This is a genomic window from Nocardia sp. CWNU-33 (assembly GCF_046764895.1).
In the GTDB taxonomy this organism is placed as follows: domain Bacteria; phylum Actinomycetota; class Actinomycetes; order Mycobacteriales; family Mycobacteriaceae; genus Nocardia.
This window is the reverse complement of sequence record NZ_JBKOQN010000007.1, coordinates 1-20517: the sequence shown is the minus strand read 5'-3', so window position 1 is coordinate 20517 and position 20517 is coordinate 1. Positions and strand designations below refer to the sequence as shown.

General features: G+C 64.9%; 16 protein-coding genes. 7 read left to right on the top strand and 9 right to left on the bottom strand.

Annotated elements, in window-relative coordinates:
• Positions 1-120: 120 nt before the first annotated feature.
• Positions 121-1428 (bottom strand): cytochrome P450, encoded by a 1308-nt coding sequence (locus tag ACLMAL_RS11300; RefSeq protein WP_411999013.1) that lies wholly within the window; start codon positions 1426-1428, stop codon positions 121-123.
• Between the two features lie 216 nt (positions 1429-1644).
• Between ACLMAL_RS11300 and ACLMAL_RS11295 the strand changes: the two genes are divergently transcribed.
• Positions 1645-1866 carry a hypothetical protein gene (locus ACLMAL_RS11295; RefSeq protein ID WP_328399440.1) on the top strand — a complete coding sequence of 74 codons (222 nt, stop codon included), beginning with the start codon at positions 1645-1647 and terminating at the stop codon, positions 1864-1866.
• Positions 1867-2276: 410 nt separating this feature from the next.
• Here the strand turns inward: ACLMAL_RS11295 and ACLMAL_RS11290 are convergent, their stop codons facing one another.
• From ACLMAL_RS11290 to ACLMAL_RS11270, 5 genes are all read right to left on the bottom strand, one after another.
• A complete protein-coding gene (locus ACLMAL_RS11290; RefSeq protein WP_411999012.1) occupies positions 2277-6671 on the bottom strand; it encodes a type I polyketide synthase in 4395 nt (1464 codons plus the stop codon).
• Positions 6668-6934, bottom strand: a complete 267-nt coding sequence (locus ACLMAL_RS11285) for an acyl carrier protein (protein ID WP_411999011.1) — start codon at positions 6932-6934, stop codon at positions 6668-6670. Before ACLMAL_RS11285 ends, ACLMAL_RS11290 begins: the two co-directional genes overlap by 4 nt.
• 28 nt (positions 6935-6962) lie before the next feature.
• Positions 6963-8588, bottom strand: coding sequence for a fatty acyl-AMP ligase (locus ACLMAL_RS11280; protein WP_411999010.1), 1626 nt, complete (start codon positions 8586-8588; stop codon positions 6963-6965).
• Between the two features lie 415 nt (positions 8589-9003).
• Complete coding sequence (locus ACLMAL_RS11275; RefSeq protein ID WP_411999009.1) at positions 9004-9675, bottom strand: hypothetical protein; 672 nt, start codon at positions 9673-9675, stop codon at positions 9004-9006.
• A gap of 271 nt (positions 9676-9946) precedes the next feature.
• Complete coding sequence (locus ACLMAL_RS11270) at positions 9947-10870, bottom strand: DMT family transporter (RefSeq protein ID WP_411999008.1); 924 nt, start codon at positions 10868-10870, stop codon at positions 9947-9949.
• Positions 10871-11156: 286 nt separating this feature from the next.
• Here ACLMAL_RS11270 and ACLMAL_RS11265 point away from each other — a divergent pair, with 286 nt between their 5' ends.
• Positions 11157-11312 carry a hypothetical protein gene (locus tag ACLMAL_RS11265; protein ID WP_411999007.1) on the top strand — a complete coding sequence of 52 codons (156 nt, stop codon included), beginning with the start codon at positions 11157-11159 and terminating at the stop codon, positions 11310-11312.
• 43 nt (positions 11313-11355) lie between these two features.
• On the opposite strand, the gene ACLMAL_RS11260 is transcribed toward ACLMAL_RS11265, so the two are convergent.
• Complete coding sequence (locus ACLMAL_RS11260; protein WP_411999006.1) at positions 11356-11997, bottom strand: DedA family protein; 642 nt, start codon at positions 11995-11997, stop codon at positions 11356-11358.
• A gap of 89 nt (positions 11998-12086) precedes the next feature.
• Here ACLMAL_RS11260 and ACLMAL_RS11255 point away from each other — a divergent pair, with 89 nt between their 5' ends.
• Together ACLMAL_RS11255 and ACLMAL_RS11250 are read left to right on the top strand one after the other, a co-directional pair.
• Positions 12087-12935: an enoyl-CoA hydratase/isomerase family protein gene (locus tag ACLMAL_RS11255; protein WP_411999005.1), complete on the top strand. Its 849-nt coding sequence runs from the start codon at positions 12087-12089 to the stop codon at positions 12933-12935.
• Positions 12932-13558, top strand: coding sequence for a TetR family transcriptional regulator (locus ACLMAL_RS11250; RefSeq protein WP_411999004.1), 627 nt, complete (start codon positions 12932-12934; stop codon positions 13556-13558). Before ACLMAL_RS11255 ends, ACLMAL_RS11250 begins: the two co-directional genes overlap by 4 nt.
• Here the strand turns inward: ACLMAL_RS11250 and ACLMAL_RS11245 are convergent.
• On the bottom strand, positions 13555-15402 hold the full coding sequence (locus ACLMAL_RS11245) for a lipase family protein (protein ID WP_411999003.1): 1848 nt from the start codon (positions 15400-15402) through the stop codon (positions 13555-13557). The two genes, ACLMAL_RS11250 and ACLMAL_RS11245, sit on opposite strands and share 4 nt — an antisense overlap.
• 287 nt (positions 15403-15689) lie before the next feature.
• On the opposite strand from ACLMAL_RS11245, the gene ACLMAL_RS11240 reads away from it, so the two are divergent.
• Positions 15690-16313 (top strand): sigma-70 family RNA polymerase sigma factor, encoded by a 624-nt coding sequence (locus ACLMAL_RS11240; protein ID WP_328399414.1) that lies wholly within the window; start codon positions 15690-15692, stop codon positions 16311-16313.
• A gap of 1241 nt (positions 16314-17554) precedes the next feature.
• Here ACLMAL_RS11240 and ACLMAL_RS11235 read toward each other — a convergent pair.
• A complete protein-coding gene (locus ACLMAL_RS11235) occupies positions 17555-18211 on the bottom strand; it encodes a vancomycin high temperature exclusion protein (RefSeq protein ID WP_411999002.1) in 657 nt (218 codons plus the stop codon).
• A 162-nt stretch (positions 18212-18373) separates the two neighbouring features.
• On the opposite strand from ACLMAL_RS11235, the gene ACLMAL_RS11230 reads away from it, so the two are divergent.
• Both ACLMAL_RS11230 and ACLMAL_RS11225 read left to right on the top strand, forming a co-directional pair.
• Positions 18374-20215, top strand: coding sequence for a hypothetical protein (locus ACLMAL_RS11230; protein WP_411999001.1), 1842 nt, complete (start codon positions 18374-18376; stop codon positions 20213-20215).
• A 14-nt stretch (positions 20216-20229) separates the two neighbouring features.
• The gene (locus tag ACLMAL_RS11225) at positions 20230-20403 is read left to right on the top strand and encodes a hypothetical protein (protein ID WP_411999000.1); all 174 of its coding nucleotides are present in this window, start codon (positions 20230-20232) and stop codon (positions 20401-20403) included.
• Positions 20404-20517 lie beyond the last annotated feature (114 nt).

Genomic DNA, 20517 nt, shown 5'->3' with positions numbered 1-20517 from the left:
GCCCCAGTCCATCTGTGGAGGCCGTGCACCATGGAGGAGCTTATGGACGATGCAAACTGGACGGTTTCCCAACTGCGGGGAGGGTTTTGTCCGCTTCGCCCGATCAGCAATGCCGCTCGGTCAGCGCGCCACGGTGCGCAACCGCAGCGTTCGCGGCGCGAGCACAAACCTGGGTGCGGCCACGGTTCGCCTGTCGGAGACCGCTTCGAAGCGCCAGCGCGCGGCGAGAGTGGCCAGGGCAAGAGTTGTTTCGGCCATGGCGAAGCTCTCGCCGATGCACTTGCGGGCACCGACGCCGAACGGGACGAACGCGCCGCGGGCCAGCCGCTCGTCGTGTCGGTCGGGGTCGAAACGCCCCGGCTCGGAGTGCAGGTCGCCGCGGTGATGGATGAGGTAGGGGCTGCAGACGACCGTGGCGCCCGCCGGAATCCGGTGTCCGCCCAGCTCGGTGGCCGCCGTGGTGACACGGGTGAGAAACCACAGGGGCGGGTACAGCCGCAGGGTCTCCATGACGACCCGGCCGGTGAGCCCGAGTGCGGGCAGATCGGCCAGGGTGGCGGTGCGGCCCGACAGCACCGCATCGGCCTCCTCATGCACGCGGTCCGCGACGTCCGGATGATCCGTCAACAGGTGCAATGCCCAGGCCAACGCGACCGCGGTGGTGTCGACCGAGGCTGCGAAGAACGTCACCACCTGGTCGGCCAGCTCTGCCGCCGACAGCCCGGCACCGTGCTCGTCGCGCGCTGCCATGAGGACCGACAGGATGGCGCCGCGGTCGGCCACCCGATCATCGGCGACGATCTCCTCGCCGAGGCCGCGCAGGCGCGTCACGGCCTGGTCGTAGCGGCGTTTGCCCGACGTGGGAATCCGGTCCAGCAGTGGCGGGAGCAGAACACGCCGGTACACCCCCGACATAAAGGTGTCGAGATCGCTGGTCACCTGGGCGAGACGGTCCGCCGGTATTTCGGTGGCAAACATTGTCGCGCAGCTGATCCGCGTGGTGATCGCATACATGGCCGCGAGCGCATCGATGATCCCGCCGTCTTGCCAAGTCTCGGTCACCGCCGTGACCTGTTCGGCCATCACCGCCGCATAGCCGGGTAGCAGGTCTCGCCCGAAGGCGGGCTGCACCAGCCGCCGCTGGCGGCGATGGTCGGCATGACTGCACGTGACCAGGCCATTGCCGGCGATCTCCCTGGCACGCTCGGCGAGCACGCCGCCTTTGTCATAGATCCGGTCGTCGACAAGGACCTGTTTGGTCAACTCGGGGTCGCAGACCACGAACGCCTGCCACCGCCCCATCCCGATCGGGACGATATCGCCGTATGCGGGCAGCTCGGACAGCGCTCGCAGTGGATCGGTCACCAGGCGGATGGTGCTGCCGAACAGCCGAAATCGCGCCGGTGCGGACGTGGTCGTGGTGGTCACCGGACCGACAGTAGACGGGCGCCGGCAACTACGCAGCGTCGAGAACTCGGTTCGGACAGCGGCGTGGACCACCCCTTCGACGAGCACCGGCATCGCATGGGGTGCCATTGACTACGGGCGGGCCCGAGGCAATCATGAACCATGGGAAACGACCGGGTGTACAGCAGTAGAACTATCGAACACCTTGTGGCGCAGGCTGATTGATACGGATAGCAGATGCTCGACGAGTCCGACATAGAACAGGCCCGCGTGTTCTATGACCTGCTCACCCATGAGGCCGCAACCCTGACCAGCACGATCGAAACATTGACGACCCGTCGCGGAGTTCTCCGATCGACCGCCGAGGCGCAGCTGTTCGGTAGAGAGTTGGACGAGGTTCGCAGGTGCTTGGACCAACTCCGAGCCAGATTCCCGGAGGTCGGCGACCGGACCGACTGACCGCAGGGGCACCGAGCCGGGCTACCCGACCGGTTCGGTGTTACCACTGCACCACGTGATCAGTATCGATCGTCCCGCTGCGGCCAATGGCCGCCTTGACGCTGCACAACTCGCCCGCGCGGACGGCGGCGTTCATCGGGCTCCTCGTCCCAATCATCTTGTTCGCGGCGACTTTTCGGATCCCAGTTCATCGCCGCAGCCACCACGACCAGCAACACAGCGACCAGCAACACAACGAGAACGACTACGAAGAGTCCCCCGTCCAACACAGATTCCCGCTTCCCTCGATTCGACAATGCCCACCCGGCACCGTTGCGCGGATGGCTTACTCGCACAGATCTTTTCACGGCCGTCGGCATGACCCTCACCTGCGCTGAGAAAAGTGCTCGGTACGCGGCAGCGGGCGTCGTCTATTGCTGCGCGAGCAAGCCGAGTTCCTCGGTGAGGATCTTGACGGTGTCGCGAATCTGGTCCTCGCTATGGCAGGCCGTGACGAAGAACCGAAGGCGCGCAAGGTCTTCCGGAACAGCCGGATACAGGATCGGGTTGACGTTGATGCCGCGGGTCAGCAAAGCATTGGACAATTTCAACGTCTTCAGCGAGTCACCGACGATGCACGGGATGACCGGGGTGTCGCTGCTGTCACCAGTGTTGATGCCGGCGTCGCGGGCCAGGCGCAGGAAAAGTCGCGAGTTGTGCCGCAGGCGTTCGAGTGGCTCGCGGTCGGCCCGCAGTTGTCGCATCGCTGCCAGCGAGGCGGCCGCGTTCATCGGTGTCATGCCGACGCTGTAGACGAATCCGGGCGTCGTGTATTTCAGGTAGCGGATCAGCTCCGCGCTGCCCGCCACGTAGCCACCACATCCAGCGAGCGCCTTCGACATGGTGCCGGACCACAATTCGACGTCGCGCCGATCGACATCGAAGTATTCGCCGATCCCGCCGCCGTGCGCGCCGAGCACGCCGATGCTGTGCGCCTCGTCGATCATCAACAGCGCCTTGTGCTTTTTCTTGAGATCGATGATCGCGGGCAGATCGGGGATGTCGCCGTCCTGGCTGTAGACGCCCTCGATGAGGATGAGGACGCGGCGGTACTGGTGGCGAATGTCGTTCAGCAGAGCATCGAGTGCGGCGTGGTCGTTGTGCGGGAACGGCCGCCGGGTGGCGCCCGAGAGTTTGCACCCCTGCAGGATGCTGTCGTGCGCGAGGCTGTCGTGGATCACGAGGTCTTCCGGCCCGACGATATGGCCGATGATCGTGACGTTCGTGGAGTGGCCGCCGACGAGTGCGATCGCATCCTCGGTGCCGAGCAGCGCGGCGAGTTCGGCCTCCAGCTCGCGGTGCACCGGCTTCTCACCGGAGAGTACGCGGCTGGCCGAGACCGAGCTGCCGTAGCGGGCGACCGCGTCCTGAACTGCCTCGACGACCGCTGGATGGCCGGACATGCCCAGATAGTTGTAGCTGGAGAAGTTGACCACCTGCGCGCCGCCGATGATCGAGGTGTCCCTGGTGACTCCATCGTTGATCAGGAAGTACGGGTTGGACAGGCCGAGCGCCTCGCCGCCGGCAAGCCGATCGGCGATGGCCTTCACCTCGGCGAACTCGGAGATCAGGTACTCCGGCGCAACGGCGGTTGGCCGGGATTCCGGTGCGACACCGGGACCGTCTGCGGCGGCGATAGTCGACGCCGGTACTGCGGCATGGACAGCAGGCGGTGCGACATCAGGGGCAGACGGACCGGCGAACTGACCCGTGGCATAGGTAATGACGTCACCCATGGTCGTCGCCGCCGTGAACCAGCTCGGGTCGATGGTGAGTCCAGGAAGTTTGCGGACGAGTCCGGCGAACAGGCCGGTCAGCATGAGGGAGTCGAATCCGAGTCCGTCACTGAGGGTTTGGGTTTCGCGGAGCCGGTCGGCAGGGAATCCGCTGACCCTGGCCAGTTCTGCACGCACGATAGCGGCGACGGCGTCCGGGGTGTTGGCGGTGGGCGCGGTGTTGGACCGTTCGGCAACAGCCTGCGGCGCACGCGCTTCGGTTGGTGCCGCAACCATGCTTGCCAATACGGCGTTCTGCTCACGGAAGAGTGCGATCAGTTGGTCCATGGTAGTGTCCTCGCGACGCGCGAAAGCTATTGGGAGAGTGTGTAGTTCGGCATGCTGCGCGGTCGATGATCCGGGCGGGTCCGCGGCCGCCGAGCTGAAGGCGGGCGGCTCGACCCAGAACCGATGCTCGGTCGCGAATTCATACACCGGCAGGCGATAGCGGACACGCTGTGCCGGTTCGTAGAGTTCGTCCCAGGCGGGGTCCGCACCATCGCGATACAGCGCGGCGACAACCTCGGCGAGTTCGCTGCCGGTCGCACCGGGACCCGGACTCGGCGCCAGGCAGCGCGCAATCAGGTCGGGCCGGATTCGACCGACGAGGGGAACCAGGACTCGACGCGGACCGATCTCGACGACATGCGTGGGCTCGGTGCCAAGTGCGGCTTCGATTGCGGCGCCGAAAAGCACAGTGGCACGGACGTGTTCGGTCCAGTACGCGGCGTCCATCGCCTCGTCTGCAGCAAGTAGGCGGCCGCGCACGGTCGAGTAAACCGGGAGCCCAGGTGCACGGAAGGTGCAGGCGCGCGCAATGACTTCGAATTCGGCCAGCATCGGATCCATCAGCGGGCTGTGGAACGCGTGGGACACCGTGAGCGCCTTCGTGGTCACAGCCCGCGCGTCCAGCGCTGCCCCGATGCGCGTGATCGCCTCCGCAGCACCGGAAATCACTACGTCCTCTCGTCCGTTGACAGCGGCGAGCGTGACCATCTGTTCGTCGGCGAGCACATCCGCAATCTGCGCCTCGGCCGTTCGCGCGGCGAGCATCATGCCGCCCGGCGGCAACTGTTGCATCAGTCGGCCACGCGCGACGACAAGACGGCACGCGTCCTCGAGGTCGAACACCCCAGCCACCGCCGCGGCCGCGAATTCACCGATGCTGTGACCGATCACCCACGCGGGCCGGACCCCCGCATCGGCGAGCGACTTGGCCAGTGCGTATTCCATTGCAAAGATCGCGGGCTGCGCGAGTTCGGTGCGGTCGATGTCGGCGCTCTCGTCGAGCAGCAAATCCCGCACCGAGCGGCCGAGCTGAGCGATCATGGCGTCATCGACCAGTGCCAGGGCACGCCGGAACGAGGGGCTCGCCGCGTGCAGCGCCCCGGCCATTCCGGCGAATTGCGATCCTTGTCCGGTGAACATCCAGCCGGCCGCGATCGGTTGCGCAACACCGGATTCCGCACCTGACCGCAGGCGGGCAATCGCCTCATCGCGGTCGTTCGCGACGATCGCGAGCCGGCTGCGACCCGACGACTTGACCTGATTGCTCGTCCAGCACAGCTGCGCGAACCGATCCTCCGGCACCGACCCCAACGTTTCGGCCAGCCGAAGTGTGTTGCGCCGCAGTCCCTCCTCGTTGTCCGACGACAGCGTCAGCACCGCGCGCCCCGAAGCGGCTGCTGTCCGGCCGGGCATGCCGTCCCCTGACCGCGCCGCCGTCGTGGGCGCACTCGCCAGCACCATGTGCGCGTTCGTGCCGCCGATGCCGAAACTACTGACGCCGCCGTGCGCAGGCCCGTCCAGCGACATCGGTTCGGCGAGCAGGCGCAGACCGTGCTCCGCCATCCGCAGCCGCGGGTTCTCCTGGTCGGCAAACCGCGACGGCGGAACGACACCGTGGTGCAGGCTGAGCGCGACCTTGATGATGCCGGCGACCCCGGCAGCACCCTCGGTGTGGCCGAGATTGCCTTTGATGGAGCCGATTCCACAGGGTCGCGGGCGATCGTTCGCATGCAGCTTGCCGAGCGCCTTGACCTCGATCATGTCGCCGAGCACCGTTCCGGTGCCGTGCGCCTCGATGAAGTCAACGTCCTCGGACCTGACTCCGGCCCGCTGATACGCCTCGCCGATCACCTGCTGCTGCGCCCACCGGTTCGGGGCGGTGATGCCGTTGCTTCGCCCGTCGGAGTTGACCGCGCTGCCTTTGACCACCGCATAGATCGGCAGGCCTGCGGCCTGCGCGTCGGAGAGGCGACGCAGCACCAGCACCGCGACACCCTCGCCGCGCACGATCCCGTCGGCGTTGCCGCTGAACGGTTTACACCGGGCATCCGGAGCGGAGAGACCGGCTTGGGTGTAGAACACTCCGACGGCCGGGGTCAGCACGAGGTTCACCCCGCCCGCGACCGCCTGGTCGCATTCACCGGAAGCCAAAGCGGCGCAGGCGAGATGGACCGCGACCAGGGAGGACGAGCAGGCCGTGTCGACCGCGATGCTCGGACCCTTCAGATCGAACTGGTAGGACAACCGGTTGGCGGTCATGAAGTATCCGTTGCCCGACCCGTGCTGCGGCGTGATCGCGCGGTAGTCGCTCATCTGCAGGTTGGCCCATTCATTGGCCATGACGCCCACGAAAACCCCTGTCCGAGAACCGGACTGGGCGCGCGGATCGAGTGTGGCATCTTCGAACGCGCGCCAGGTGGCCTGTAGCAGCAATCGCTGCTGCGGATCCATCGCCTCCGCCTCACGCGGCGTGATGCCGAAGAAATCATGGTCGAACGCGTCCGCGTCGTCGATGAATCCGCCGCTACGGGTGTTGATCGTGCCCGGCGCTCCGGCCGGGTCGTGGAAGTCTTCGGCATTCCAGCGACTTGCCGGAACCTCCGAAATCACCTCACGCCCTTCGATCAGCAACTGCCACAATGCCGCTGGATCGGCTGCTTGCGGGAACCGGCAGTCGAGACCGACGATGGCGATATCGTTCATGCGGCGACGCTGAACTCGGCGGCGATATACCCGGCGATATCGGCGATGGTGGGGTAATCGAAGACCAGGGTCGTGTCGACGTCCAATGACCACCGGTCCTCGATCTCGCCACACAGGGTCACGGCCGATACGGAGTCCATGCCGAGCTCGGCTAGCGGAACCGCCGGATCCACCTGGTGCGGCGCGCGTTCGGTGTAGTCGGCAATGCGCTCCACGAGCCAACCCTGGATTGTCGACGGGTGGGTGACGGTTGTGCTGAACATATTTCGGCTCCTCGGCGGGGCAGGTCGATCAGACGGTCAGTGCTCGGCTCAGTGCCGGTTCGAGGTCTTCGTGCAGGAGACCTCCGATGCGGTCCTCCAGAAACGCGGCGCGCATCGAGCTGCGCTGGACCTTGCCGCTGGTGGTGTGGTGCACCGATCGGGTTTCTACGAGAACGACATTCGGCGCCGGCACATCGAATCCGCGAGCGACCGCGATTTTGATCGCCGCAGTCAGCTCGGCGAGCGTGGTGTCGCCCAGCTGTCCCTTCTTGACGCCCTGCATCACGACCAGTCGTTCCCGCCCGCCCGCATCGACGGATACGGCGACCCCTGCGGTGAGGGCCGGGTGTAGCTCGCTCACCAGTTCCTCGATGTCCTGGGGATACAGGTTGCGGCCGTTGACGATCAGCAGATCCTTGAGGCGGCCCGCGACGAACAACTCGTCGTCACGCAGCAGACCGAGATCTCCTGTGCGCAGGAACGGCCCCTCGCTGCCGATGTGGGCATCGAAGGTCTCGCGGGTCTCCTCCGGTCGGTTCCAGTACCCGGCGGCGACGCTCTCGCCGCGAATCCAGATCTCGCCGACGTGGCCGTCCGGCACCTGCTGATGGGTATTCGGGTCGACGATGCGGATGTCGAGACCGCGCGCCGCGCTCCCGCAGCCGACCAGCCTGCCGTCATTTCCGTGGTCCATGACCACGGGTGCCGCGTTGACCTGTCCGGCGCTGGCGAGCAGCGTCACCTCGGCCAGGCCATAGGCAGGCAGGAATGCTGTCGATCGCCAGCCCACAGGCCCGAACCGCTCGAGCACCGCCGCCATGGTTCTTTCGCGGACCGGCTCGGCGCCGCACAGGGCGACCTCGAGCGTGGACAGATCGAGATCGGCCAACTGCTCGTCGGTAACTCTTCGGGCGATGAGTTCGTAGGCAAAGTTCGGCGCGCTGGTAAAGGTTGCGCGGTACTTGTCGATGGCCTGCAGCCAGCGCGCCGGGCGCTTGAGGAAGGTCGTCGGCGACATGAACACAAGGTTCGCTCCGGCATACATCGCGCCGAGCAGCATGCCGATCAGTCCCATGTCATGGAACTGCGGGATCCAGCTGACGCCGGTCGCGACATCATTGAGCCCCCCGTTCGCGGCGATCGCGGCCTCGTTGTGCATGAGGTTGCCGTGAGTGACGACGACGCCCTTCGGGGTGCCCGTCGAACCCGATGTGTACTGCAGGAACGCGATGGTTCCCGAGTCGATATCGGGCATCCGCCATGCGTCGGGATCGCCGAGCGGTTCGTTGGTCGCCACGACGATCGCGGTCGTCACCGCCGCGACCATCGGCTGGAAGTTCGTGGTCGTCATGACCATGCGCGCACCGGAATCCGCGATCACGGCCGCCACTCGTTGGGCACTGCGCTCGTCGTGCGGCACAGGCGCGGGCACGGCCACCACACCGGCGTACAGGCAGCCGAGGAAGGCTCGCAGGAACTCCATTCCGTCGAGATAGAGCAGCACGACCGGCTCCGCCGATTCCGGACGATCGGCCAGCCAGGCGGCCACAGCCCTGGCGTCGCGATCGAGTTCGCGATAGGTGACGATCTCCTCGGTGAGTTCGCGTCCGGCCTCACGAAGATAGGTGTACGACCGGGTCTCCCTGTATTTCAAAACTTGCTGCCTGACGTGGTGAACGTAACTTGGCTGCATTCCGTAGTTCCTTCGTAGTGGAGATCGTCATAGGAGATGACTATTACTATCCGCTCTCCACGCCCCTGGAGATAGGGACCACAGGTATCGCCCAGCTAACCCCGGGGGTGAGCATCAAAACCACCCTGGGTGGGGAGATCGACACAAGATTCCGTGCACCGATACGAAGCCCGCGATCGGCAGATCCCGCTTCGAGCGCACCTCGGGTAAATCAGAGGTTCCGATCGACGGATGTCGACCCCTCGCTGTCACATCTTGGGATAATCGGCTGATGAGCCGAGGTCGACGACTTCGAGCGCGGCTGCGCTTCGTATGCGGCCGGGGCCTGGCTCGACGCCTTGGCCAGCCGCGAGTAACGGCCCTGCGGCTCGTCGACTCAGAGAATGCGGTAGCGGCTCGTCGGGACCACGTCGATGTTCTTGTCCGCGCCGAATTTGGCGACGCTCGTCATCAATCGATCGAATCGCCGGGCGAGCTCCGCGTTGTCACCACCGCTGCCGTAGAACGCGTGTGGGTCGGTGAGGGCCTCGATCGGGAACAGCTCCTCGATCACCGCGGCGACCTCTGGTGCTCCGTCCGTCGCAGCGCCGATCACCCGGTTCTGGACGTAGCCGAAAGTCGCTTGGGTCGCGATCGCGATCTCGGTGTGCTGGTTGCGCCAGTAGTCCAGCCACTCGTCGTAGGGCTGATCAGCGGGACGCCGCAGGAAGGCGATGTTCGACAGACCCGCCGCGCGCTCCCCGATCGCAACGGCGGGCAGCTCGATCGGCGACACCGCCTCGACCCGCCACCCGACGACCCGATCGGCGACCGATGCGAGCACTTCGGCCACGGCCTCGACGCCCTGCTCGTCACGCAACCAGACGCTGACCACCGCCTGCACCGGCGCATCGAACGCCGTGAGTCGCACCATGGCCTGCGCGACCGCGCTGTCGGAAATGTTCACTTGAGCCGTCTCGACTCCCGCGGCCCCGAGACGCTCGGCCAGTTCGGCAGCCAGCAGATCCCCAGCACCCCACAGCGCGAAAACGAGCTTCACCTGCGTCACGCCGTCACCACTTTCTGGAACACGTTCCATTTGCTCTGCGCAGCGTAACAGGAGATCCCGGACGCAGTCCGCGAATAGCCAGCGCTCGAACGAGTGGTTCCGCTCCCGAACCTGGACCTCGAGTGGGAGATACCTGCACTGCTGTGATCCAACTCCGCGCATTCCGCCAGGCGTGTTACGACGCCGCCCGCCGAAGCGCTCTTTCAACTACCGGGACCAGATGGACCCGTGCACAGCGGCCGGTGGCCGAGCTCGGCACGCCACGGCGCGGCTACGCCGGAGTCGATACCTGTTCCGGCGCGGCATCTTTCGGGCGTCGAGGACGGGAACGAGTGATCGCCACACCGGACAGGCACAACAGACCGCCGACGACGGCAAGCGGGGCCGGGACTTCGTCGAGCGCGATCCACGCCATCAGCACGACGAGCGCCGGGACCGCGTAGGTCGTCACGCCCATCTTGCCCGCTGTCGTGCGGGCGAGGGCGTAGGCCCACGTCGTGAACGCCAAAGCTGTTGGGAACACACCCAGATACACCAGGCTCAATGTCGAGGACACCGGAGCATCCGCGGCCTCGTGGACCAGCTGACCGGTGAACGGTAGACAGGCGATGGCGCCGATCACGCATCCGCCGGTGGTCACCTGCAGCGCCGACGCATGGGCGAGCGCGGGTTTCTGCGCGACCACCGATATCGCCCAGGTCGCCGCCGCTGTCAGGCACAAGATCACCCCGAGCACCGCGCTGCGGCCGCCACCAGAGTTCGACAGCCCGACCACGATCGCGCCGGCGAACGCGACCGCGATCCCCACCATCAGCCGCGCGGGGAACCCCTCGCCCAGCACCAATCCGCTCAGCACGGCAATCAGCACAGGCCCGATGTTGATCACCATCGCCGCGGTGCCCGCATCGACATACTGCTCACCCCAGTTCAGGGCGACCATATACACCCCGAACCAGAGCACACCGGAGATCAGAATGCCCCGCCACGCAGCTCGGGCAGGCAACCCCTCCCCCGTGACGATCAGGATCGCCACCAAGGCGATGGCTCCGGTCAACAGTCGGCCCAGCGCCAGCGCTCCCGGTGAGAAGTCTTCTCCCGCAGCACGAATGAACACGAATGCCGAAGCCCACAACACCACCGTGACAACGGCCGCGACGACCGCCTTCCGATCGTCGAACCGAACGCCTTGCTCCATTCTCCGAACGTAGAGCACAGCGACGAGAAATCACACGGTTTTCTGATACCGCCCCCGCCGCAGCCTTCAGCCGCTCGACAGCCCCGCGCCAGGCCCTTCGCGTCGAATCGGCAGGTAACTGCGGCAGTGTACCGTTGAGGAAGCCGGAGGCACTTCGTTCACGGACACAGACACCGCGACGTCTCCGCGCAACAGTCGGCCCGCCCACGGCCGAGGCAGGAGCGTCTGGACATGACGCTGCACCGCTTTCGGCTGGCGTGCAACGCAGGCCACGTCCGGGTGTGTGATGCGCCGAACGAGTGAAAAGGACTACCTGGAGCTCATGCGCGACCTCGCGGCGCTGCGCAGATCACGCGCCGGCGGCATCCTTCACCAGGAACTCGAGCGCGAAATCAGCGAACACGAAGAGGAAGTCCGCAGGCGCGACCACCACGGCAGGTAGCCGCCCGAAGGCGTCGGTGCGGGTGCTTCGCCGACGAGCTCCGTCATCGCCGCTGGCCCTGAGTGCATTTCGCGCTGCGCGCGGTCCGGGTGCCCGACGCTTGCAGTCTGCGTCCCACTTCGCCGAGCACGACGACCGTCGTCACGAGGACCAGGGCGAAGGAGAAACCGGCGAGCGGTGAATCCTGGAAGGTGTTGCCGCCGAAGTAGCCGAGCAGCGCACCCGATATACCCCACAGCACAGCTCCGATGGTGTCGAATGCGGTGAAGGTTCGTGGTGGGACGCCGACCGCGCCCGCGGTGAGCGTCATGATCGACCGCATGCCGGGCAGGAACCGGCCGATCACGATGAAGACCGGTCCGCGCCGCTCCAGCACGCTCACGATCCAGCCAACCGCCCGGTGCCGCTTGGTTCCCACCGGAATCTTGCGCAGCAGCGGCCGTCCCGCGTGCCTGCCGATCCGAAAGCTCACGTGGTCGCCGACCGCCGCGCCGGCCGACGCGGCGAGGATGAGTAACCCGATGTTCGGACGACCGGTCGCCGCGAAACCGCCCGAGACGAGCAGCACGACTTCGCTGGGGAATATCGGGAGGACTCCGTCCAGCCCCGCGACGGCGAAAACAACGAGATAGACCAAGGGCGAGCCCATTACGTCGCGCGCCAGATCCAGCAGCTGATCATTCATGCCAAAATGATACTAGTATCATTTGTTACCAGTATCATTTTAGCAATGAGCGGAGGACGCTCAGCCCACGAGCACCGAGAGGATCCACCGTGACCGAGAACCTGTCGCCGTTCGACGGCCGCGCGGCATACACGCCCTTCGAGGAGTACGCCGAGCGGTACCGCGAGTTCTTCGTGATGACCCGCCGCAACGGGATCATCGAGCTGAGGATGCACACCGACGGCGGACCGTTCCAGCACAGCTGGCGCGGCCACAACGCCTGGCATCGGGTGTGGACCGAGGTCGGCAACGACCCGGAGAACGAGGTCGTCATCATCACCGGAACCGGCGATTGGTGGCATACCGGCGACCCGTCGCAGCTGTGGCACACGCCCTTCCCCGACTGGACCATCGACAGTCAGCTGAAGATGTACGACGACATGGTGCTGCTGCTACAGAACCTCTTGTTCGCCATCGACATACCGACGATCGCCGCCGTCAACGGGCCGGGGACCCATTGCGAATTCGCAACCGCCTGCGATATCACACTCTGCGTCGAGGACGCCGATTTCTTCGACCCACACTTCCTCGCCGGTGGCGTCCCCGGCGACGGCATGGCACTGACCTTGCAGCGCACCATCGGGGTCAAGCGCGCTTCCTACTACATGTACACAGGTGAGCCGATAAGTGGCCGCACCGCAATGGAATTAGGATTGGTCAACGAAATCCTCCCCCGGGATCGACTACTGCCGAGGGCGTGGCAGATCGCCGAAATGATCATGGCGCGACCGCGCGGCTCACGCCGGCTGACGCACGCGATCGCCACCCGTCCATGGAAGCGCGCCCTCGTCGAAGACCTTGGGTTCCACGCTGCACACCAACTCTGGGGTATGACAATGGGCGAAGCAGGCGACCTCGATAAACTGCGCACAATGAACAGCCGGTTCGGTACCTCGTGACGTCACCAGATCGTTCGCCCTCGGCAACGGGGTCCCACCGCGAACGGAAGAAGGCGCTGGCCCAGGCCACGCTGCAACGCGAAGCACTACGGCTGTTCCGCGAACAGGGCTACACCGCAACCACCGTCGACCAGATCGCTGCCGCCGCGGGCGTGTCACGCGTGACCTTCTTCCGCTACTTCCCAGCCAAGGCCGACGTAGTGCTGCACGACGTCGCCGACCTCGCGGTGATCGCCGCACTCCCGGACAACCTCGAAGGCATCAATCCCGTTCGGGCACTTCGCGACACAGTGCGCGCACTGACCGACTCGACAACCCCCGCTGACAGGGCCATCAGCGCGGAACGCGAACATCTCCTGCGCACCGTCCCCGAACTCCGCGCTAGGGTGCCCGCACAGATGGCCGCCGCGATCCCGCTGCTCGCGGGTGAGCTGGCCGAACGCCTCGGCCGGCCCGCTCCCGACCTACCGACCACCACCCTCGCCGGCGCCATCATCGGCGTCGCGATCGCAGCATGGACTGCAGCGGCTGACGACCTGTCGGAAGGATTCATGCAGCGCCACCGACAATTGCTCGACGACTGCCTCGCACTGCTGGAGAACGGGATGACAAGCCCGAACTAGCTACCCGGGAGGCCAGGGCTGCCCGGGATCTGGAAGTCCGCCTTGAACCGCGGACCCGGCGCAAGACCACGCAGGACCGCGCTGGTCCACGCCACCGCGGGCGGCCATCCCGCGGCCGCGTTGGTGACGTGCTCCGGCAGCGGCATCGTGTAGAACCGCAGATCGGCGCCACGATTCCAGTACTCGTCGACCACCGGCAGCACCACCGACGGCGGTATCAACTCGTCCCACATCCCGTGCCACCAGAAGAGGGGACTGTCCGGAATCTGCTGACCGAGACTTTGCTCCGTCAGCACCTGCATGACCTCGGGATTGGATTCCAACGTCTCGCCCGGCTGGTAATAGTCGCTGATCGGCCGATACATTCCGGTCAGCGCAATGGTGTAGACGCAGCGGCTCTGCACATCCTGCAGAATGCGTTGCCCCTCCTCGGTCAGCAGCTTCTTCGCGTCGAATACCTCAGGGAATTCACGCGATAGGCCCGCGAAACCGAGCCACATGGTGAAGTTGCTGATTCCGGCGAGTCCGGGTTGCTGCATGGTCGCGTAGCGCGCCTGTAACCGCAGATCACCCGGTGTGCCGCCGATAGCGGTACCCAGCAGTCGCACATCGGGAGCGTATGTTTTGCGCAGCTCGGCCGCCCGGATCGAACCGGAACCGCCGCCGGAGTAGCCGTACAGCGCGATCCCCGAATCGGTAAGCCCCAGCGCCGCATCGTTTTTCATGGCACGAAGACTGTCGAGCACCATCTTGCCTTCGTCGAAGGTATTGAAGGTGTTGAAATTGCCATCGAAATCCGGGACGTTCAGCGCGAAGCCCTGCATCAGCCAATATTGCGCAAGCAGGCTTTCTTTCATGGTGCCCGTTTGCAGCGTGTACGACGGATTGCATGACGAGTCGGTCGAGTCGATCGCTTCCTGGAACGAAACAACCGGGCGGGGGCCACCGAGCCACGGAATGCCGGGAGTGATCACCGAGGTGGCGGTCGCGATGGGGTTGTCGTGCACATCGTTGCTGCGATAGAGCAGGTGCCTGGTGCCGACGGGGAACGGGATTCCCAGGATCCGAGTCTGCACCGTGCGGGTGCGAATGATCTCACCCGGCGCATATGCCGCCAAATCCGCCGGATCCGCGTACCACGGGTCCTCGTCGGGTACCGGGATCGAGAGCAGGTCGTAGAGCGACGGTTCCGCAGGCAACTGCGGCAACTGGTTTTGATCCGGCGGAAAGGCTGGAAAAGGATCGCCTGCGGCGACCCCGGCGGCCACCGAAAGGCACAGCGCCGTCAGTGGCGCCGCGACCCATTTGGATCTACGGGGAACCCCGAACATATAGCCCTCACCTCGATGTGTGTGATCCAGTCGTCCGATCACCGGACTGGTGACAAGTAGACCGCTCGACCGAGCTGTGACGCCATCCGCATTCCGACAGCTTCCGCTGCGACCAGTTGTGCACGTCGCCAACGGACACCGCAGCGCATCGCGTGCTGCCAACGTCTCGGCCGCTGGTTCGCGCCTCGTGGTGGTCGCTGCCGAAGGACGCGGCATGGACCTATCCAGCGCTGACCACGACCCGAGTACGCGGCCACCGCACCGAACCGGTTCCGCAATGCCGATTCCCTGCGAATTCCATTCCAGAACAGGAGTTTCCTCGCATTCCAGAACAGGAGTTGCCGCGATATCAACTAACATGACAACAATTGCAACTAATAATCGACCATTTCGATACCCACTCGTTACAAAAGAAGGATCCTTACTGAAAACAGATACTGCGCTACATTCGTATTTCGCAAGGTAGAGCTCACTGATAGCAATCAGTTCATACTCGGAGTTGGCAATGCTCACAGTTTGCCCCCAGTCTGGATCAAAAAACCCACGACTGTTTACGCTGAAGCAGTAGAGTACGAATCCTCGGTCGACAAGCCCTTTCGAGCGATCACATGCAGAGATGTGATCGCTCGGGCAATCCGCCGAATTCGGGCGCGTGCTTTTATCGCTCCCCTTTCGGATCGGATTGCGGACAGCCTCGAATGCCCAGCGTCGGCGCGCATTACCAAAGGCTGCGCCAACCCCCAATGCCGACACGCCACGAGCTGGACGATAACCGAGCCGTCCGGAATGAGGAGGCAGCGATGGTCGTTATGACACCGAGCACAGCTGTTCGGACAGACGCGACACCTCGACCGTCGGACAACGGCCTTCCGATCGATCCGCGACACCGGCTCGGCGAGCTGCTCGCCGAGATCGCCGCCGGCGATCGGGCCGCCTTCACCGAGTTTTATCACGCAACCAGCCAACGGGTCTTCGGGTTCGCGGTACACATCGTGCGCAGCCGCACGATCGCGGAGGACATCACTCAGGAGGTCTATTTACAGGCCTGGACCACCGCGGATCGCTACGACCACACTCGGTCCGCCCCGCTGACCTGGCTGATGATGCTGACTCATCGGCGCGCCGTCGACCTGGTGCGAGCCGAGCAGGCGATCGTAGCCCGGGAGAACAACTACCGCAATACCGAGACCAGGCGTGGTCACGATGTCGTTGCCGAACAGGTCGACGAGCATTTCGACTACCAATCGATCCGAGACAATCTAGCGAGACTGAATGCACGCGAACGCGAATCAATCGCCCTGGCCTACTACGGCGACCGCACCTACCGCGAAGTCGCCGACCTCCTAGGAATCCCGTTACCGACCGTCAAGAGCCGCATTCGCGTCGGACTCAAGCAGCTGGAGGTATGGCTGAGCAACGAATGACGGGGAGGTGTTGTGCTACGCCCGATGGCGCGACGAATCCAACTTGACCTTCCCGCCCTCCACCAATGCTCTGAGCGCGGCAGCCTTACGATCGCAGATGTCGACGCCACAATTGCGGTGCCGCTGCATTTCGTCATGCGCCTCCGCGATCGTGAACGGTTGCGATGGAGCCTCGTGAGTCCAGGCTGCAGGCCAAATGTCATACCGCACAACCTTTTTCGTCGGTATTCGATTCACGGCCGCTGTGCGCCTTCGCATTCCGACACCGCCGACTCCCGGCGGATGGTGCAGAGCCCGCAAATGAATCGCACTGATGGCGACCGTCACCACGAGAACCATCAAGACGACTAGAATGAAGAAAATACGTGAGTCGAGCATGGGACATCAACTTCCTGCGCACGTGACGACAGGTTGTTCGCACCGCACTGCCGTCGAGGGCGATTGATCAGTACTTCACTGTCGACCCCTTCAATTCTCCTCTCGCCGACCACAAGGGTCTTCCCATCACGGGGAAGAATCTGTCGGACGGATGACCGCCTCCGCGCAGGCCACAGCCCAGGGGCGCATCGACTCCCGCCCGGCAGGATCCGGACATTCACCTGCGGCAGGAGCACGGTCCCGATCGTCCGACACGAAGGCGGTCGACCCGTCAGCTGGTGAATCCGAAGCTACGCCAAGGCTCACCAAGGTACTTGCTGCTGCGTGAGTACAAATAGTCGGAGTTTCCCCGGCAATCAGGTTCGGAGTAGAGCGTGATAGTGGTGCTCGTCCGGTTGTCAACCAAACTATTGCCAATAACTATGTTATATGTCTGATATTCGTCCGGGTTTTCTATCTGCTCGGAGTACCCGTAGTCGTTGTTGAAGGTGGAGGTCCCGGTAGTCATTGCCTTCCTCCATTCTTGCTGTTACTGCAAAAACAGTCCTACCTGCTATTTCCGACCGAGGCGCATGCCCGAATTCACAGCATGCCGCAATCATCGACCTTCGAATCAATAGAGCATCTACACCGCAATCAAGATCATTTACCGAGCCCAACATTTCACACCGCACAGCAAATTAAGTGGGACCCAACAGATTTCACTGTGCAGACTTCGCCGAGCCCGTGCCGAACACCAGCGCACGTGCACGCCCCGATGGCGCAATATCGACTATCCCGAAGCCGGGAAGCCGCTGACCAGGTGTTTCAGTCGAGCACCGCGATCCGGCCGGCCGGTCAACTCGGCCCTGCACCCGACCCGATCAACGCAGGATCAGGCCCGCCACCGCCTTGGGAGCAGCAAGCCACTCGCGGATATTGTTGCGCACCACCGTCATCCGCCTGCACTCGCAGTACGCGGTCACTCCGTCGGCGTCGATCCCTTCCGCACGGCACAACGCAACAGCCCGCGGCACATGTCGATACTGAGTGACGATGATCGCGCGGTCGATATCGAACAACCGTTCGGCTCGTGCACACGTCTCCCGCGTCGACAGGCCCTCCCCATCGGAGCGCACGAGCGCTGGATCGACTCCGTGGTCGACGAGGTACCTCGTCATCGAAGCAATCTCGTCCCCCGAGGTGCCCGCCGCATCGCCGGACACCAGGATCTCGCGGGCTTTCCCGGCCCGCAACAGCTCGATCGCGACATCGAGCCGCCCCCTCAGATACGCCATCGGTGCACCATCGGGCCCCACCTTCGCCCCCGGCACGATCACCACCGGAACCGCCGGCGCCGCCGCAGGCTCGAACCTGTGCCCCGACGACATCATCCGTAGCCGCACATTCGCCCCGACCACGACCAACACCAGCCCCGCCGCGAGCGCGATGCCGAACTCGAGCCCCCTGTGCACCCGCCGCCCCGGCCCGCCGCCGGACTGCCCACCCCGCGCCACTACACCGACAGTTGGTTGCTTCACCAAATGAGCCTACGTGCGCAGCCCGGCGCGCTTGTTGCCGTCAGGGCAGCCATGGACACCCGCAGCTATTGCGAATCTGTGCACGATCGTGCGCATATCTGTCGGATTCGTGGGCACTCGCAAGTTGGGAGAACCGGAAGTTACAGAGAAGAGCGTTGAGCGATGTCAAACTTCGCGGTGCTCGGGCGTGGTTCGGAAGGCGGCGGGGCCGCCCTGGATCAAGTCGCGTTGATGACCGGGGCCGCGATGGTGGTCGCCGTCGCGGCGTTCTGGGTCGCGTACCTCCACCGCACCCGCAGGATCACCTGGTTGAAAACCGCGGCCGATAGCCTGGGGCGGCTCGCCAATCGACCGGGCTGGGTGGCATTGCCGCTTGCGCTGTTCATCGCCACCATCAACACGGCGCTGTTGGGGTTCATCTGGGATGTGAGCCTGCACATCGGCAAGGGCCGCGATCAAGGTCCGCTGGCCAATCCGGCCCACTACTTCATCTTGGTCGGGTTGTTCTTCCTGTTCATCGCGGGTATGTCGGCCGTGGTCCTGCCGCTCGACGAGAAGCCGGGTCCGGCCGCCATCCGAATCACCCGCGACTGGCACGCGCCGGTCGGTGGCGTGCTCATGGCGGGCGCGGGGCTCTACGCCCTGATCGGCTTCCCGCTCGACGACATCTGGCATCGGCTCTTCGGCCAGGATGTCACCCTCTGGGGGCCGACGCATCTGATGCTGATCGGTGGGGCGGGACTGTCGTTGATCGCGGTGCTGCTACTCGAATTCGAAGGCCGCCTCGACCGGCCTGATCCGGAACGCACCGATGGCCCGTTGCTGTGGCTGGTGCGGGCCCTCGTCTTCGGCGGACTGCTGATCGGATTATCGGTGTACCAGGTCGAATTCGACTTCGGTGTCGAGCAGTTCCGCCTCGTCTTCCAGCCGATGCTGATCGCCGCGGCGAGCACGATCGCCCTGGTCGCGGCGCGCTACACCCTCGGGCGCGGTAGCGCACTGGTCGTCGTCGCGTTCGCATTCGTGGTGCGGGGGTCCGTCGCGGTGCTGGTCGGACCGGTACTCGGCGCTCCGCACAATGTGTTCCCGCTGTACCTCGGCGTCGCGCTGGTGGTGGAGTCGATGGGGTTGCTGCCGCTGATCCGCAAGCCTGTGTGGTGGGGTGCGCTGACCGGGCTGGTGGCCGCCACCGCCGGTCTCTGGCTCGAATCCTTGTGGGTGCGAAGAATGTTCGTCGATCCCTGGCCTGCCGCCATGTGGCCGGAGCTGCTCGCGATGGCGGTGCCGGTCGGGATCGCGGGCGGCGCACTCGGGGCGATGCTCGGCCTCGTCTTGCGCGGCGAGCTGTTGCCGGGAGCCTCGATGCGGCGCGTCATCGTCATCGGCGCCGTGGCGATTGCCGCCCTGGCCACCGCCAACGGTCTGCGGATCCAAGTCCCCGAGAACGCCTCCGCGACAGTGCAATTGCGCGATGCCGAACCGGTGGACGGCGGGCGGACGGTGACTGCGGATGTCACGTTGTCCCCGGCCGATCTGGTGAATGCGGATCCGGAGTGGGTGCAGATCCTCGCCTGGCAGGGCGGTATCGGCCCGACGAGCCCCGGTCGCGGACTGGTGGTCGATCGGCTGCAGCAGGTCGGTCCCGGGCACTACGTCAGCACGAAACCGGTTCCGGCCTACGGCAACTGGAAGACAATCCTTCGAGTGCACGACGCTCGCACACTGACCGCACTGCCGATCTACATGCCACATGATCGTGGCATCGACGCGGCCGGGGTTCCTGCGCTGGACCAGTTCACCCGGCCGTTCGTCGCGGAAGTCACCGTGCTGCAACGAGAACGATCTTTCGACCACTCGGCATGGCTGTTCACAACCGCGTCGATGGTCGTGCTGCTCTGCTCGCTCACCCTCATTTGGGCATTGTCATGGGGCGCGGCTCGCATCAACCTCGCCTACCGCCGTGCCGCACACACCGACTCGTCGACGCCGAGGGCACTGCGGTGAGGTACGGGCACGGTGTGGAGATTCTCGCCGATCATACTGTCCTGCTGGCTATCCCCGCGTTCGTGCCGGCGCTGGCGCTGGTGGGTGTCATCGTGGTGATCGCGGTGCGTGATCGCCGCTCCGAGGCCCGCGACGCCGCCGCCGACGACGACATCGAATCCCGCTCGGAAGAGAAGGAGTTTCAATGATGGTGTCAAGCCGCAGCGCTGATCGGGGCTGGTGCCTCGATGGTGAAGGTGCGGTTGTCGCGGATGAGCGCCCAGATGACGTCGATAAGGCGGCGGGCCAGGGCGATGAGTGCT

What these genes read in the sequence shown, in the direction of transcription:
- ACLMAL_RS11295 (WP_328399440.1), top strand. Translation starts at nt 1,645, where the DNA reads ATGCTCGACGAGTCCGACATAGAACAGGCCCGCGTGTTCTATGACCTG.
- ACLMAL_RS11290 (WP_411999012.1), bottom strand. Translation starts at nt 6,671, where the DNA reads ATGAACGATATCGCCATCGTCGGTCTCGACTGCCGGTTCCCGCAAGCA.
- ACLMAL_RS11285 (WP_411999011.1), bottom strand. Translation starts at nt 6,934, where the DNA reads ATGTTCAGCACAACCGTCACCCACCCGTCGACAATCCAGGGTTGGCTC.
- ACLMAL_RS11270 (WP_411999008.1), bottom strand. Translation starts at nt 10,870, where the DNA reads ATGGAGCAAGGCGTTCGGTTCGACGATCGGAAGGCGGTCGTCGCGGCC.
- ACLMAL_RS11265 (WP_411999007.1), top strand. Translation starts at nt 11,157, where the DNA reads ATGCGCCGAACGAGTGAAAAGGACTACCTGGAGCTCATGCGCGACCTC.
- ACLMAL_RS11260 (WP_411999006.1), bottom strand. Translation starts at nt 11,997, where the DNA reads ATGAATGATCAGCTGCTGGATCTGGCGCGCGACGTAATGGGCTCGCCC.
- ACLMAL_RS11240 (WP_328399414.1), top strand. Translation starts at nt 15,690, where the DNA reads ATGGTCGTTATGACACCGAGCACAGCTGTTCGGACAGACGCGACACCT.
- ACLMAL_RS11230 (WP_411999001.1), top strand. Translation starts at nt 18,374, where the DNA reads ATGTCAAACTTCGCGGTGCTCGGGCGTGGTTCGGAAGGCGGCGGGGCC.